Consider the following 14,562-nt stretch of genomic DNA (forward strand, 5'->3'; position numbering starts at 1 on the left):
GACCGTCACAGCGGCACGAAGCCCAGCGACTCCGCGACCTCGATCGGGATCCGCGTGCCGTACCGCTTCGGCAGCTCGATCCGGGCCTGCTCGACCTGCTCGACGCCGACCGTCACGCCGGATCCGTCGTAGCGCGGGCTGGTCTCGTGCACGGTGATGCCCCGCTCGCGCCAGTACGCCGTGTCGTCGCTGATCCGCCTGACCAGCGCGAGCAGGGCGGCGTGGCTGTGGTCGGCGTCGCGCAGGTAGAGACACTGCCCGCCGGAGACCGACTCCGCGTAGGCGTCGAACTCGGCCGAGGGCACCCGGTACACGATGGCGTGGCCCTCCTCCGACACGACCCAGACACCGGCGAACACGTCGGCGAAGCGGTCCTCCGCCGCGCGCCGGATCTCGGCCAGTGCCTGATCGAGGGCGCCGATGCTGCCGTACATCGTGGCCCCGGCCGTCTCGATCGGGCTCGGCGCGGGCGCGGGCGACGAGCAGCCCGCGGTGGCGTGCCCGCCGGTGCCGGACGGGTCGCCCTCCCGCTGACCGGCGCAGCCGGACAGCGCGGTGGCCAGTGCCAGCGAAACGGCGAGCGCCGGCGTCCCATGGCAGATGGCGCGAGGAGTCCTCATAGTCCTGCAGACGCACCGCCCGGGGCAGAGGTTGCCGCGCCCGCGGATGCGGCGGTCACGCGGCGCCGGCGGGCAGCGCGTGCGCCCGTCCGCTGACGGCGAGCGCGACGCGGGTCCCCGGGACGAACTCCCGCGGCTCGTCGAGCAGCCGCGCGGTGACCGGCGTCCCGTCGTCGAGGGTCAGGTCCAGCACCGCGTCGTGGCCGTGGAACAGATGCCGGCGCACGGTGGCCGGCACCGCGGCGGCCGGGTCGCCGGGCGGCAGCACCCGGATCTGCTCGGGCCGCACCAGCACGGTCGCGCTGCCGGTGCACGGCTGGTGCAGGTCGAGCGCGCCGAGCGGGGTACGCGCGCCGCCGCCCTCGGCCGTCGCCGTGAGCAGCACGGCGTCGCCGACGAACGCGGCGACCCACGCGTCGGCGGGCGTGCGGTACACCTGCAGCGGGGTGCCCTGCTGGCGGACCCGGCCCCGGTGCATGACCACGACCTGGTCGGCCATGGACAGCGCCTCGCCCTGGTCGTGGGTGACCAGGACGGCGGTGGCCCCGTCGGCCCGCAGGGCGCCGCGTACGACGGCGCGCACCTCGGCGCGCAGCCCGGCGTCCAGCGCGCTGAACGGCTCGTCCAGCAGGACCAGGCGGGGACGGGGCGCGAGCGCCCTGGCGACGGCGACGCGCTGCTGCTGCCCGCCGGACAGCTGGTGGGGCAGCCGGCTGCCGTATCCGGCCAGCCCGACCAGCTCCAGGACCTCGTCGATGCGGCCGGCGCGGCGGGTGGCGGCGTCGAGACCGTAGCCGACGTTGCCGGCGACGTCCAGGTGCGGGAACAGCGCGCCGTCCTGCGGCACGACGGCCACGCCGCGCCGGTGGACGGGGACGTGCGCACGGGGTCCGGACACGGGCCGGTCGCCGAGGGCGATCTCACCGGCGTCGAGGCGCTCGAAGCCGGCGACGCAGCGCAGCAGGGTGGTCTTGCCGCAGCCGGAGGGGCCGAGCACTGCCGTGAGCGTCCCGGCGGGCACGGCCAGATCGGCGCCGTCGAGGGCCTTCACCTGCCCGAATGCCTTGTGTGCGGCGCGGACGACGAGTGCGTTCACGATCTGCCTCCGGGGGTCAGGGCGCGGCGGGCGAGCACCAGCACCGGTGCCGCCGACAGGAGGACCAGCAGCGCCGCGTACGGAGAGGCGGCGGCGTAGGCGGCCACGGAGGTGTGCGTCCACAGCTCGGTGGCCAGGGTGTCCATGCCGGTGGGCCGCAGCAGCAGGGTGGCCGGCAGCTCTTTCATACAGGTGAGGAACACCAGTGCGCCGCCCGCGCCGATGCCGGGCAGGGTCAGCGGCAGGGTCACGGTGCGCAGCACCGCCCAGGGTCCGCGGCCGAGCGAGCGGGCGGCCTCTTCGAGGCCGGGCGGGGACTGGGCGGCGGCCGAGGCGACCGCGCCGACGGCCAGCGGCAGGAACAGGGTGGCGTACGCCAGCGCGAGCAGCCAGTGCGTCTGGTAGAGCGGGTAGGCGACGTTGATGCCGAAGAACACCAGCGACAACCCGACGACGAGTCCCGGCAGCGCGTGGGTGAGGTAGGTGAGCCGGTCGAGCACCGCCGCCGGCGGGCCGGGCGCGCGGGCGGTCAGCAGCCCGATCGGCAGGGCCAGCAGCATGGTCAGCGCGGCGCCGAGCGCGGACACGCCCATCGAGTTGCCGGCCGCGGTGGCGATCTCGGCGAGCGATCCCGGCCGGGACACGCCCTCGGCCGTCCAGTGCACGAGCGCGGCGGTGGGCACGGCGAAGCTGCCCGCGGCGACGGCGGCCACGGTCAGCAGGGCCGCTGCGCGCCACGGTCCGAGGCGCAGGATGTGCGGCGGGCGGCGCGCTCCGGCGCCGACCTTGGCGTATCGGGTGTCGTGGCGGCGCACGGCCAGCTCGGCGCCGAGGATGACGAGGGTGACCGCGACCAGGGCGGTGGCCTGGACCAGCGCCCCGGTGCGGTCGAACCCGAGGTCGAACGAGGTGAAAACGGCGCGGGTGAAGGTGTTGACGCGCAGCAGCGCGACGGCGCCGAAGTCGGACAGCACGTAGAGGGCGACGAGCAGGCCGCCGGCGATGACGGCGGGGCGGATCTGGCGCAGGGTGACGCCGGTGAAGGTGCCCCAGGCGCCGCGGCCCAGCGACTGCGACACCTCCTCGGTGGCGGGGTCGACGCTGCTCAGCGCCGCGGCCGTCGGCAGGTAGACGTAGGGGTAGGAGCAGAAGGTCAGCACCAGTGCGGCGGGCCAGAAGCCGTGGAAGCCGTCGACGACGGACACCCAGCCGAACGCGGCGACGTAGGTCGGCATGGCCAGCGGCAGTGCCGCGACGACGCCGAACGTGCGCCGCAAGGGCAGGTCGGTGCGGGTGACCAGGTATGCGGTGCCGACGCCGAGCAGCAGGCAGCCGGCGGTGACGACCGCGGCCAGCGCCAGGCTGACGGCGGCCAGGTCGAGCGTGGTGCGGGTGAGCAGCTCGGCGCGGATGCGCGCGCCGCCCGCCTCGGTGGTGCGCACGCCCAGGTAGACCAGCGGGATCAGGGCGACGGCGACGGCCACCAGGCTGCCGGTGAGCAGCGCCGGGCGCGGGGCGAACCGCCGCAGCCGGTGGCGGACGCGGTACGGGGCGGGCGCGCCGGTGCGCGCCCGCCGTCCGGTTGCGGTGGGGGTGTTCAGGAGGTCAGCCCCGAGCTCTTGATCATCTCGACGGAGGCGGCGAGGGTGTCGAGGTCGTTGAGGTTGATCGGCGGGATCTTCAGATCGGCCAGCACGGGCAGGCCGGGAGCGGCGGGCACGCCCGGGATCAGCGGGTACTCGAACGTCTTGGTCGCGAAGTAGGTCTGGCCGTCGGCGCCAAGCAGGTAGTCCATGAACTGCCTGGCCTTGTCGTTGCCGGTGGCCTTCTTCAGCAGGCCGAGGCCGGAGACGTTGAGCAGGCCGCCGGTGTCGCCGTCGCCGAAGTAGTGCAGCTTGACCTTGAGCTGGTCGGGGCTGAGGCCGAGCTCGGCCGCCTTCTCGAACAGGTAGTAGTGGTTGACCAGGCCCGCCGCGAGCTTGCCGTCGTTGATCTCACCGACGATGACGATGTTGTTGTCGCGGATCTGCGGCTCGTTGGCCTTGATCGCGTTGAGGAACTCCCTGGCCTTGGCGTCGCCGTGCTGCACGCGCATGGCGGTGACGAACGTCTGGAACGAGGCGTTGGTCGGCGCGACGCCCAGCCGGCCCTTCCACTGCGGCCCGGTCACGTCCAGCACCGACTTGGGCAGCTCCGCGGGCTTGACCTGGTCGGCGTTGTACGCGAAGACCCGCAGCCGCCCGGTCACTCCGACCCACTGGCCGCCGGTGTGCTGGTAGGGGGCGGGGACCTTGGCGAGCAGCTCGGCCGGGAGCTGGGCGAGCAGCCCGGCCTTGGCGACGGCGCCGAGAGCCCCGGCGTCCTGGGAGAGGAACACGTCGGCGGGCGACTTGTCACCCTCCTCCTGCAGCTGCGCGGCCATCTGCGCGGTGGTGCCGTAGCGCACGTCGACGGTGATGCCGGTCTTCTTGGTGAACTCGTCGATCAGCGGCTGGACCAGCTTCTGGGTACGTCCGCTGTAGACGGTGACGTCCTTGGGCTCGCTGCCCGAGCAGGCGGTGAGGCCCGCGGCGAGGAGCACGGCCGCGGCGAGGAAGGCGGCCGTGGCCGTGCGGGGTGCGGTCTTGCGTGGCGCACCGTTGCCGATCGTCGAGGCGGTGCTGCGCCGGAGGTTGGTACGCACGCCGTCTCCTCTCCCAGGTTTGACAGGCTGTAGAAGTTAGGAAATCCTAACCTAGATTCGGTAAGCCTGCCCTAAGGCCCCCTCATGACTCTGGTAGCCGCCCACCCGTCCACCTCCGGCGTCCCCTTCGCCCGGGACCTCGCGCTGCACGGCGACCGCCCCGCGCTGATCACCGACGCGGGCGTGCTCACCTATCGCGACCTGGCCAGACTGGTCACGGAACGCGCCACGCGGCTGGGCACCCGGCGCAGGCTGGTCATGGTCACCGGGGCCAACCGCGTGCACGCGCTGGTCAACTACCTCGCCGCGCTGTCCGCCGGGCACCCCGTGCTGCTCGCGCCCGGCGACAGCCCGACCGCGTTCGAGGCGCTGCGCGCCGCCTACGACCCCGATGTCGTGGCGGGCGAGACGGTCCACGAGGTGCGTGCCACCTCCGCGCACGAACTCCACCCGGACCTCGCGCTGCTGCTGAGCACCTCCGGGTCGACCGGCTCACCCAAGCTGGTCCGGCTGTCGCAGGAGAACCTGCAGGCCAACGCCGAATCCATCGGCGCCTACCTCGGCCTCACCGCCGACGACCGGGCGGCGACCAACCTGCCGATGCACTACTGCTACGGCCTCTCCGTGATCAACAGTCACCTGCTGCGCGGGGCGTCGCTGCTGCTCACCGAGCTGTCGGTGGTGGAGCCCGACTTCTGGCGGCTGTTCGCCGCGCACAGCGCGACCAGCTTCGCCGGGGTGCCCTACACGTTCGAGCTGCTGGACCGGGTCGGCTTCGACCGGATGACCCTGCCGAGCCTGCGCTACGTCACCCAGGCCGGCGGGCGGCTGGACCCGCAGCGGGTGCGCCACTTCGCCGCCCTCGGCCGCCGTGCGGGCTGGGAGCTGTTCGTCATGTACGGCCAGACCGAGGCCACCGCCCGGATGGCATACCTGCCGCCGGAACTCGCCGAACACAGCCCGCACACGATCGGCGTGCCCGTCCCCGGCGGCAGCCTGCACTTGAGCCCGGCCGGCGACGATCCGGACGGCGTCGGCGAGCTGGTCTACCGCGGCCCCAACGTCATGCTCGGCTACGCCGAGAGCCCCGCCGACCTGGCGCTCGGGCGCACCGTGCACGAGCTGCGCACCGGCGACCTCGCCAGGCGCACCCCCGGCGGGCTGTTCGAGATCGTCGGGCGGCGCAGCCGGTTCACGAAGATCTTCGGCCTGCGCCTGGACCTGCAGCAGATCGAGGCCCGGCTGCGCCAGTCGGGCATCACCGCCGGCTGCGCGGGCGACGACGACATCCTGGCGATCGCCTACGAGGGCGGCCACTCCCCCGAGCACGTCCGGCACCTGGTCGCCGAGGCCCACGGGCTGCCCGCCCGCGTGATCCACACCGCCGCCGTCGCCGAACTGCCCCGCCTCGCCTCCGGCAAACCCGACTACCAGGCCGTACGGGCGCTGGCCACCCCGCCCGACGACACCCCGGCACCCGCCCTGCGCAGCGACGTCCACCGGACCTTCGCCAGGGTCCTGGGCCACCAGGACGTACGCGACACCGACACCTTCGTCAGCCTCGGCGGCGACTCCCTGTCCTACGTCGACATGTCGATCAAGCTGGAGCAGCTGCTCGGCCGCCTGCCGGAGCGCTGGCACACGACACCGGTGGGCGAACTGGCCGCAGTGGCCGAGCACACCGCCACAGCCGCCGACCCGGTCCCGGCCCGGCGGCGGGTGCGCGTCGACACGACCGTCGCGCTGCGCGCCATCGCGATCGTGCTCATCGTCGGCAGCCACATCCAGGTCTTCGACCTGCCCGGCGGCGCCCACGTGCTGATCGGGGTGGCCGGGTTCAACTTCGCCCGCTTCCACCTCACCACCGCCGAACGCCGCGAACGCGTACGCCACCTGGCCCGCAGCACGGCCCGCATCGTGCTGGGCGCCGTCACCTGGATCGGCGCGATGTACCTGCTCACCGACGACTACGAACCGGCCAGCGTGTTCCTGCTCGGCTACCTGTTCGCGCCCGAGCACGCCGACAACTACTGGTGGCACTTCTGGTTCGTCGAGGCGCTGGTCTACTACCTGCTGATCCTGCTGGCGGCGCTGTGCCTGCCCGCGTTCGACCGGCTGGAGCGGCGGCGGCCGTTCGCGCTGCCCCTCGCCCTGGCGTCAGTGGGCCTGATCGCCCGCTACCAGCTCGTGCCCGGCGTCGAGCTGCCGACCCCCGTCGTGGTGTTCTGGCTGTTCGCGCTGGGCTGGGCGATCGCCCGCGCGGAGCGCACCTGGCAGCGGGTGGCCGTCAGCGCCGCCGTGGTCGCCACCGTGCCCGGCCTGTTCGCAGACGCGGGCCGCGAGGCCGTCATCGTCGCCGGCCTGCTGGTCCTGGTCTGGATCACCGACCTGCCCAGCCTGCCCCTGCTCAACCGGGTCGCCGCGCTGCTGGCCACCAGCTCGATGTACATCTACCTGACCCACTGGCAGATCTTCCGGCCCATCGACGACACCTCCCGGCCGCTGGCGCTGCTCGCGTCGCTGGTCTTCGGCATCGGGTACGCGCTGACGGTGCCCCGTGCCGCGGCCAGGCTGCACAAGCTCTGGCGGCGCCCGGCCACCGCCCCGGCCGTCCAGCGGTCAGCGGCCTGACGCGCCGGGCAGCGCCAGGCCCATGCCGTCGAGGATCCGGGTGACCGACTCGTCCTGCTCCCGCAGGAACGAGGTGAACTCCTCGCCGTCCTGGTAGGCGTCGGTCCAGCGGTGCCCGGCCAGCGCCTCCCGCCAGGCCCGCGACGCCCGCAGCTGCGCCACCATGTCCGACAGCACGGCCCGCTGCTGCGCCGACAGCCCCGGCGGCGCGACCAGCCCGCGCCAGTTGTCGAACACCACGTCCAGCCCGGATTCGAGCAGCGTCGGCGCGTCCACCCCGGCCGCGCGGCCACGGCCGGTCACCGCGAGCACCCGCAGCTGCCCGGCCTCGATCTGCTCGGCGTACTCCCCGAGGCTGGACACCGCGAACGCGACCCGTTTGCCCAGGATCGCGGCGAGCAGCGCGCCGCCGCCGTCGAACTGCCGGTAGCGCACGGTCGGCGGGGCGATCCCGGCCGCGTCGGCCATCAGCATCGCCGCCAGGTGGTCCGGCCCGCCGCGGGACGAGCCGCCGCCGACCGACAGCGTCACCGGGTCCGCCCGCCACGCCTCGACGAGGTCGGCCAGCGAGGTCAGGGGCGAGTCGCGGGTGACCACGACGATCTCGGGTTCCTGGATGAGGCGGGCCAGGGCCGTCACGTCGGACAGCCGGGCCGGGACGGGCAGGGTGTGCTGGGCTCCGACGAGCCCGAGCCCCATCAGCATGATCAGGCCGCTGTTGCCGCGCTCGTACACCAGCCGCTGCAGCCCGACCATGCCGCCGGCGCCGGGCAGGTTGAACACCTCGATGCTGCGGTGCACGTCGGCGGCGTGCAGCGCCGTCGCGACGGTGCGCGCGGTGATGTCGTAGCCGCTGCCCGGCGCGTTGGGCACCATCAGCCGCAGATCGGGCTCCCGGTCCGCACCGCAGCCACCCGCAGCCAGCATTGCCAGCAGCGGAGCAGCGAGTACGGTACGACGAAGCATCCGCCCACCCTAGCGGTGCCCGAGCCTTGGGAGGGACCGTGCGCCGGCAGTTCTCCCTGGCCAGGCAGCTGCTGCTGTTCCAGCTCGGCATCGTGCTGCTGGCCGTCGGCGCGGTCGCCGCGGTGTCGATGGCCGAGGCGCAGGCCGCCTTCGAGAGCGACGAGGGCACCAAGCTGCGCTCCATCGCCGAGAGCCTGGCCTGGAACGACACGATCCGCCAGGGTATGGGCCCGGACGTCTGGTACGACTCGCTGGCCGCCGCCGCCGAGACCGCCCGCGGCGCGAACGGGGTCTCGTTCGTGGTGCTCACCGACGCCGAAGGCCGCCTGCTGACGGGCCCGGACGCGGGGCGCCTGGCCGATCTGGGCGGCAGCGACGGGCTGACCGGCAAGGGCTGGCACGGCGAGGTGCTGACCCCGGCCCGGGTGCTGGAGGCGCACGCGCCGGTGATCGACCCCGCCGACGGGCGGATCCTCGGCCTGGTCGTGGCCGGGCAGACCTACCCGTCGTGGCCGCAGCTGCTGGCCGAGGCCACTCCGGACCTGCTCACCTACCTGCTGCTGGGCTCCGCGCTCGGGGTCGGCGGCTCGCTGCTGCTGGCCCGGCGGGTCAAGCGGCAGACCCTCGGGCTGGAGCCGCGGCAGATCGCCGGGCTGGTCGAGCACCGGGAGGCGATGCTGCACGGCCTCAAGGAGGGCCTGCTCGGTCTCGACACCGCAGGCCGGGTGACGCTGGCCAACGACGAGGCGGCCCGGCTGCTGGACCTGCCCGGCGACGTGGCCGGCAAGCCGTTGCGCGGCCTCGGGGTGCCGGACGACCTGCTGCAGCTGCTCACCGAGGGCGGCGGCGAACCAGACCACGTGGTGCTGTTCCAGTCCCGGGTGCTGGTCCTCAACCGGATGCCGGTCCTGGTCCAGGGCCGTACGGTCGGCTCGGTGACCACCCTGCGGGACCGGACCGAGCTGACCTCGCTGGAACGCGAGCTCGACCTGAGCCGCCACGCGACCGACACCCTGCGCGCGCAGGCGCACGAGTTCACCAACCGGCTGCACACCATCTCCGGGCTGATCCAGCTCGGCCAGTACGACGACGCCGTGAACTTCATCATCCGGGCCGGGCAGGCCCAGGAGGATCTCAGCCACCGGGTGCAGTCCCGCATCGCCGATCCGGCGCTGGCCGCGCTGCTCATCGCGAAGGCGAGCGCGGCGGCCGAGCAGCGCGTGGAGCTGGCGCTCGACGACGCGTCCGCGCTGTCCGCGCTGCCGGACGGGCAGCTGGTCGCGGACCTGGTGACCGTGATCGGCAACCTGATCGACAACGGCATCGACGCGGCTCCGGCGGGCGGCTGGGTGCGGGTCCTGATCCGCGAGGACGACCACGAGGTGGAGGTGCGGGTGCACGACTCGGGCAGCGGCGTGGCCCACGAGCTGGCCCAGGCGGTCTTCACCCGGGGCTACACCACCAAGGACGGCGAGCGCCCGCGCGGCATCGGCCTGGCCCTGATCAGCCAGATCTGCGCCGCTCGCGGCGGTTCGGTGACGGTCGACGGCGCGGCGTTCGCGGCGCGGCTGCCGCGGCGGGAGCCCGCATGACCCGGGTGCTGGTCGTCGACGACGACTTCATGGTGGCGCGGATCCACACCGGGTTCGTGCAGCGGGTCGAGGGGTTCACGGTGGTGGGCGCGGCGCACACCGGCGTGGAGGCCCTGGCGGCGGTGGAGCGGCTGCGGCCGGACCTGGTGCTGCTGGACATCTACCTGCCCGACATCTCGGGGCTGGAGGTGCTGCGGCGGCTGCGGGAGGCGGCGTACCCGGTGGACGTGCTGGCGATCACGGCGGCCAGTGACGTGGACACCATCCGGGCCGCGCTGCACGGCGGGGTCGTGCACTACATCATCAAACCGTTCGCGGCCGACACGCTGCGCGAGCAGCTGGAGCGGTACACGGCGCGGGTGCGGCGGCTGGCGGAGCAGCCGCGGGTGGGCCAGGCCGAGGTCGACCGGCTGTTCGGCCTGACCGGCCAGTCCGGGGCGGCGCTGCCCAAGGGCCTGTCCCCCGCCACGGCGGACCTGGTCGCCGGGGTGCTGCGCGACAGCGGGCGGGACCTGTCGGCGGTGGAGTGCGCGGAGCTGGCCGGGCTGTCGCGGGTCAGCACCCGCCGCTACCTGGAGCACCTGGTGCGGTCCGGGCGGGCCGAGGTGCGGCTGCGGTACGGCGGCGCCGGCCGGCCGGAGCACCGTTACACCTGGCAGGGCACCGGCTCGCAGCGGTGAGCGGGCTGTGCCGGCAACACTCCGGCACAGCCCGCCGATCTCAGTCGTCCTCGGCGAACGACAGGCGCCGGGCGCCGCTGCCGCCGCGCAGCCGGGTCCACATCTTCGGCAGGTGAGGCAGGGCGAGCGCGACGAGCGCCAGGGACAGCAGGGTCACCGTCAGCGGGCGGGTGACGAACACCGACAGGTCGCCGTCGGACAGCAGCAGCGCCCGCCGGAACTGGGTCTCCATCATCGGCCCGAGGATCAGCCCGAGGATCACCGGCGCGATCGGGAAGTCGAACCGGCGCATGAACATCGCCAGCACGCCGATGGCGTACGCGATGAGCACGTCGACGACGCTGCCGGACACGGCGTACACGCCGAGGGTGGCGAACACCAGGATGCCGGTGTACAGCAGCGGCCGCGGGATCTGCAGGACCTTGACCCAGATCCGGATGAGCGGCAGGTTCAGCGCCAGCAGCATCACGTTGCCGACGAACAGCGACGCGATGAGCGCCCAGACCAGGTCCGGGGACTTCTCGAACAGCTGCGGTCCGGGCGACAGGTCGAAGTAGCCGAACGCGGCGAGCATGACCGCGGCCGTGGCCGAGGTCGGGATGCCGAGCGTGAGCAGCGGCACGAGCACGCCCGAGAAGGAGGCGTTGTTGGCGGCCTCCGGCCCGGCGACGCCCTCGATCGCGCCGTTGCCCCACTCGTCCCGGTGCTTGGAGCGGCGTTTCTCGACGGTGTACGACAGGAAGGTCGGGATCTCGGCCCCGCCGGAGGGCAGCGCGCCGAACGGGAACCCGAACAGGGTGCCGCGCAGCCACGCGGGCCAGGACCTGGCCCAGTCCTGGCGGCTCAGCCACGCGAAGCCGCCCCTGGCCGGCTCCAGCGGCGCCACCTTGGCCGGCAGGTCCTTCAGGCGTGAGGCGATGTAGAGGGTCTCGCCGATGGCGAACAGGCCGACGATGACGGTGACGATGTCGACGCCGTCGAGCAGCTCGGGCACGCCGAAGGTAAAGCGGGCCTGGCCGGTCAGCGAGTCGATGCCGACCAGGCCGAGGAACAGCCCGAAGGTCAGCGACATCAGGCCGCGGGGCAGGGACGCGCCGACCAGCGCGGTGACGGTGACCATGGCCAGGACCGCGAGCGCGAAGTAGTCCGAGGCACGGAACGTGACGGCGAAACCCGCCATCGGTTCGGCGACGAACGCGAGCAGCACGGTGGAGATGGTCGCGGCCACGAACGAGCCGATCGCGGCGGTGGCCAGCGCGGCGCGGGCACGGCCACGCTGGGCCATCCGGTACCCCTCGATCGAGGTGGCCACCGACGCCGACTCGCCCGGGGTGTTGAGCAGGATCGAGGTCGTCGACCCGCCGTACATGGCGCCGTAGTAGATGCCCGCGAACATGATGAGAGTGCCGGTCGGGTCGTCGAGCTGCAGCGACACGGGCAGCAGCAGCGCGATGGTGAGCGCCGGGCCGATGCCGGGCAGCACGCCGACCAGCGTGCCGATGGTGACGCCGATCGCGGCGTAGAGCAGGTTCTGCGGGCTCAGCACGGAGGCGAAGCCGTCGAACAGATGGGACAGGGAACTCATAGGGGCAGCACTCCGGCGGGCAGGACGATGCCGAGCAGGCGGGTGAACACGAGATAGACGCCCACGGACAGGCCGGCCGCGACGAGCAGGTCCCGCACGATCACCTCCCGGACCGGGCGGCTGCTCAGCAGCCGCGCCGTGGCCAGGATGAACGCGGCGGTGGCCAGGACGTAACCGGTGACGGTGTACTTGAGCACGAGCGCATAGACGACCAGCGCGACCAGCAGCAGCAACGGCGTACGCCAGCTGCCCGCGCCCTCGGCCGCCGCGTCGCGTGCCTTGATGGACTCGGCGAGGTAGGCCAGGGACACCAGCACCCACAGCCCGGTCACGACGACCGGTGCCAGCGCGGGGCCGGACGGGGCATACCCGCGGTCGGCGGCCAGCGCGAGGGCCTGGCTGAACAGCAGTGCCCCGACGGCGAAGAGCAGGCCCGCGGCGATGATGGGCCCGGGGGCGGCCTTGGCCGCCCCCGGGGTGTTCGTAGCGCCGGACACTAGCCCAGGCCGATCTCGGTCAGCACGGCCTTGATCCGGGTGTGCTCGTCGGCGAAGAACGTGGTCGCCTCGTTGCCGGTGCGGTAGAAGTCGGTCCACTTCTTGTCGGCCAGCGCCTGCTGCCACTGCGCCGAGGCGTGCAGCTTGTCGACCATCGCGATGACGGCGGCCTGCTCCGCGTCGCTGATGCCGGGCGGGGCGACCAGGCCACGCCAGTTCATCAGCTCCAGGTCGTAGCCGGACTCCTTGATGCTCGGCGTCGGGGTGCCCAGCCCGGCGTCGCCGCCGGTCGCGCTCGACACCGCCAGCGCCCGCACGGTACCGGCCTTGACCAGGTCGGCGAACTCGCTGGTGCCGGAGACCGCGACGCTGATGTCGCCGGACAGCAGACCGGCCTTGGTCTCGCCGCCGCCGGAGTAGGCAATGTACTGCTTCGCGACCGTCGACGCGTCCGCGCCCGCGGCCTTGGCCAGCAGCCCGACCAGGATCTGGTCGGTGCCACCGGCGGAGCCGCCGCCCCACTTGACCGACGTCGGGTCGGCCTTGACGTCGTCGACCAGCTGCTTGAGCGTCTGGTACTTGGAGTCGGACTTGACGACGATGACCTCGGACTCGGCGGTCAGCGTCGCGATCGGGGTGGTCTGCGACAGGTCGACCGGCGACTTGTTGGTCACCACGCCGCCGACCATCACCAGGCCGGTCACCATCAGCTGGTGGGCGTCGCCCTTGTGGCTGGTCACCAGCTCGGCCAGGCCGATCGTGCCGGCCGCGCCGGTGACGTTGCGGACCTCGGCGGACTGGCCGCCGAGCAGCCCGGCGCCCTGCAGCGCCTGCTGCAGCGTGCGGGCGGTGGTGTCCCAGCCGCCGCCGGCGCCGGCCGGGGCCATGATCTGCAGGGTCTTGCTCGGGTACGCGACCGCCGAGCCCGCAGGGGCGTTCGGGTCGCCGACCGACTGCTCGGCACACGCGGTCGTGGCCAGCAGCAGCGCCGGGAGGGCGGCCACGAGAGTACGTCTGAGCATGAGGGGTTGTGCTCCTGTCACATCGGTGTGGCAAACGTGTTACGCACCATGCCGGAGCCCGTGACCGCGGTCACGCTTGTGAAGACTGAGAGCGTATTGGTCTTTCTGGTCGCAGCGCCGCGTTCTGTTAACTTCTACATCCTGTAGAAGTTGAGGAGGCCGCATGACGTTCACGCTCGAAGACGTCCTGCTGGTCCTGCTCCACCAGCAGCCGTCGACCGCGTTCGACCTGCACGCCCGCCACCAGCGGATCGTCGACGCCCGCGCCGCCGTCGGCCTGCCCCGCGTGCTCGCGGCGGTCAGCCGGCTGCGCCGCAGCGGCGACCTGGCCGAGGACCGCTCCCTGCCCGTGTCGGCACGGCTGGCCAACCGCACCATGCTCTCGGTCACCGAGGCCGGCCGCCGCCGGCAGAAGGCCCGCCTGATCACCGTCGACGCCGACGCGACCGCCGAGGACCTGGTCCTGCAGGGGCTGCTCGCCCTCGACGCCGACCAGGCCGACTTCGACGAGTTCACCGCGCGGGCGCAGGCGCTGCTGCGGGTGCGGCAGGGGCAGCTGGAGTCTCATGCCGCCTCCGCGACGGAGGCCGCCCGCGTCGCGTTCGAGCGGGAGATCCTGCGCGCGCTGGTGGTCTGGCTGCACCAGCTCCCCGCCCAGCGCGCGGACGGCCGCGAACGCGCGGCCTGACTCAGCCCTGGCCCGCCGTGGCCCCGGCCTCGTCCGAGGGCAGCGGGCCGGAGAGATCCGGGCGGCCGGTACGCAGCAGCGCGTGGTAGATCAGCGACGCGGTGAACGAGAGATAGCAGCCGATGGCGGCGAAGGCGTAGACGTTGTCGGCGGGCTCCGGGCTCCTGCGCACCATCACCATGGCCATCACCCCGAGCCCGGCGGCCAGCAGCAGGCCCCACAGGATCACCGCCCAGCGCGGGGCCGGGGCCAGCATCCAGCGCAGGAAACGCCACATCGCCCGTGGATCCTGCCCGGACCGCCCGAGTGCGTAGAACATGCCCGGCATCGTCACGCCCAGGGTCAGCGTCATCGGCACGATCAGCAGCGCAGCCGACTCCGGCGCCGAGGGCAGGCTCCAGACGGCGACGGCAGCGCACCCGGCCGCGATCACCCAGGCGGCCCGCCGCAGCCACGTCCAGAGCACGTTCGTCGAGGTCACGCGCAGATCGTACGGACGCTG

At 73.2% G+C, this 14,562-nt stretch carries 13 protein-coding genes; 4 read left to right on the forward strand and 9 right to left on the reverse strand.

The annotated features are described in order from the left end of the window. Positions 1-5: 5 nt before the first annotated feature. The 4 genes from CS0771_RS31600 to CS0771_RS31615 all read right to left on the reverse strand — a co-directional run bounded on the left by CS0771_RS31600 (position 6) and on the right by CS0771_RS31615 (position 4,363). Positions 6-620, reverse strand: a complete 615-nt coding sequence (locus CS0771_RS31600; protein ID WP_212844407.1) for a hypothetical protein — start codon at positions 618-620, stop codon at positions 6-8. Between the two features lie 55 nt (positions 621-675). Beyond that, the gene (locus CS0771_RS31605) at positions 676-1,716 is read right to left on the reverse strand and encodes an ABC transporter ATP-binding protein (protein WP_212844408.1); all 1,041 of its coding nucleotides are present in this window, start codon (positions 1,714-1,716) and stop codon (positions 676-678) included. Next, positions 1,713-3,245, reverse strand: a complete 1,533-nt coding sequence (locus CS0771_RS31610; RefSeq protein WP_212846147.1) for an iron ABC transporter permease — start codon at positions 3,243-3,245, stop codon at positions 1,713-1,715. The genes CS0771_RS31605 and CS0771_RS31610 overlap by 4 nt, the downstream gene beginning before the upstream one ends. A 68-nt stretch (positions 3,246-3,313) precedes the next feature. Then, complete coding sequence (locus CS0771_RS31615; RefSeq protein ID WP_212846148.1) at positions 3,314-4,363, reverse strand: iron ABC transporter substrate-binding protein; 1,050 nt, start codon at positions 4,361-4,363, stop codon at positions 3,314-3,316. A 120-nt stretch (positions 4,364-4,483) separates the two neighbouring features. On the opposite strand from CS0771_RS31615, the gene CS0771_RS31620 reads away from it, so the two are divergent. Continuing rightward, positions 4,484-7,030, forward strand: a complete 2,547-nt coding sequence (locus CS0771_RS31620) for an AMP-binding protein (protein ID WP_212844409.1) — start codon at positions 4,484-4,486, stop codon at positions 7,028-7,030. Here CS0771_RS31620 and CS0771_RS31625 read toward each other — a convergent pair. Then, a complete protein-coding gene (locus tag CS0771_RS31625; protein ID WP_244871148.1) occupies positions 7,019-7,996 on the reverse strand; it encodes a tripartite tricarboxylate transporter substrate binding protein in 978 nt (325 codons plus the stop codon). The genes CS0771_RS31620 and CS0771_RS31625 overlap by 12 nt on opposite strands. A 38-nt stretch (positions 7,997-8,034) precedes the next feature. On the opposite strand from CS0771_RS31625, the gene CS0771_RS31630 reads away from it, so the two are divergent. Continuing rightward, on the forward strand, positions 8,035-9,588 hold the full coding sequence (locus CS0771_RS31630) for an ATP-binding protein (protein WP_212844410.1): 1,554 nt from the start codon (positions 8,035-8,037) through the stop codon (positions 9,586-9,588). Next, positions 9,585-10,268 (forward strand): response regulator, encoded by a 684-nt coding sequence (locus tag CS0771_RS31635; RefSeq protein ID WP_212844411.1) that lies wholly within the window; start codon positions 9,585-9,587, stop codon positions 10,266-10,268. Before CS0771_RS31630 ends, CS0771_RS31635 begins: the two co-directional genes overlap by 4 nt. A gap of 40 nt (positions 10,269-10,308) precedes the next feature. Here the strand turns inward: CS0771_RS31635 and CS0771_RS31640 are convergent, their stop codons facing one another. From CS0771_RS31640 to CS0771_RS31650, 3 genes are read right to left on the reverse strand one after another with little or no spacing between them, the layout of a single operon-like run. Beyond that, the gene (locus CS0771_RS31640) at positions 10,309-11,853 is read right to left on the reverse strand and encodes a tripartite tricarboxylate transporter permease (RefSeq protein ID WP_212844412.1); all 1,545 of its coding nucleotides are present in this window, start codon (positions 11,851-11,853) and stop codon (positions 10,309-10,311) included. Then, a complete protein-coding gene (locus CS0771_RS31645; RefSeq protein ID WP_212844413.1) occupies positions 11,850-12,350 on the reverse strand; it encodes a tripartite tricarboxylate transporter TctB family protein in 501 nt (166 codons plus the stop codon). Before CS0771_RS31645 ends, CS0771_RS31640 begins: the two co-directional genes overlap by 4 nt. After that, complete coding sequence (locus tag CS0771_RS31650) at positions 12,350-13,372, reverse strand: tripartite tricarboxylate transporter substrate binding protein (protein ID WP_212844414.1); 1,023 nt, start codon at positions 13,370-13,372, stop codon at positions 12,350-12,352. The genes CS0771_RS31645 and CS0771_RS31650 overlap by 1 nt, the downstream gene beginning before the upstream one ends. A gap of 163 nt (positions 13,373-13,535) precedes the next feature. Here CS0771_RS31650 and CS0771_RS31655 point away from each other — a divergent pair, with 163 nt between their 5' ends. Further along, entirely contained in the window at positions 13,536-14,060 is a 525-nt protein-coding gene (locus CS0771_RS31655) for a hypothetical protein (RefSeq protein ID WP_212844415.1), read from the forward strand. Between the two features lies 1 nt (position 14,061). Here CS0771_RS31655 and CS0771_RS31660 read toward each other — a convergent pair whose 3' ends face one another. Further along, positions 14,062-14,541 (reverse strand): hypothetical protein, encoded by a 480-nt coding sequence (locus CS0771_RS31660; RefSeq protein WP_212844416.1) that lies wholly within the window; start codon positions 14,539-14,541, stop codon positions 14,062-14,064. Positions 14,542-14,562: the final 21 nt, after the last annotated feature.

This window comes from Catellatospora sp. IY07-71, from assembly GCF_018326265.1.
Classification (GTDB): domain Bacteria; phylum Actinomycetota; class Actinomycetes; order Mycobacteriales; family Micromonosporaceae; genus Catellatospora.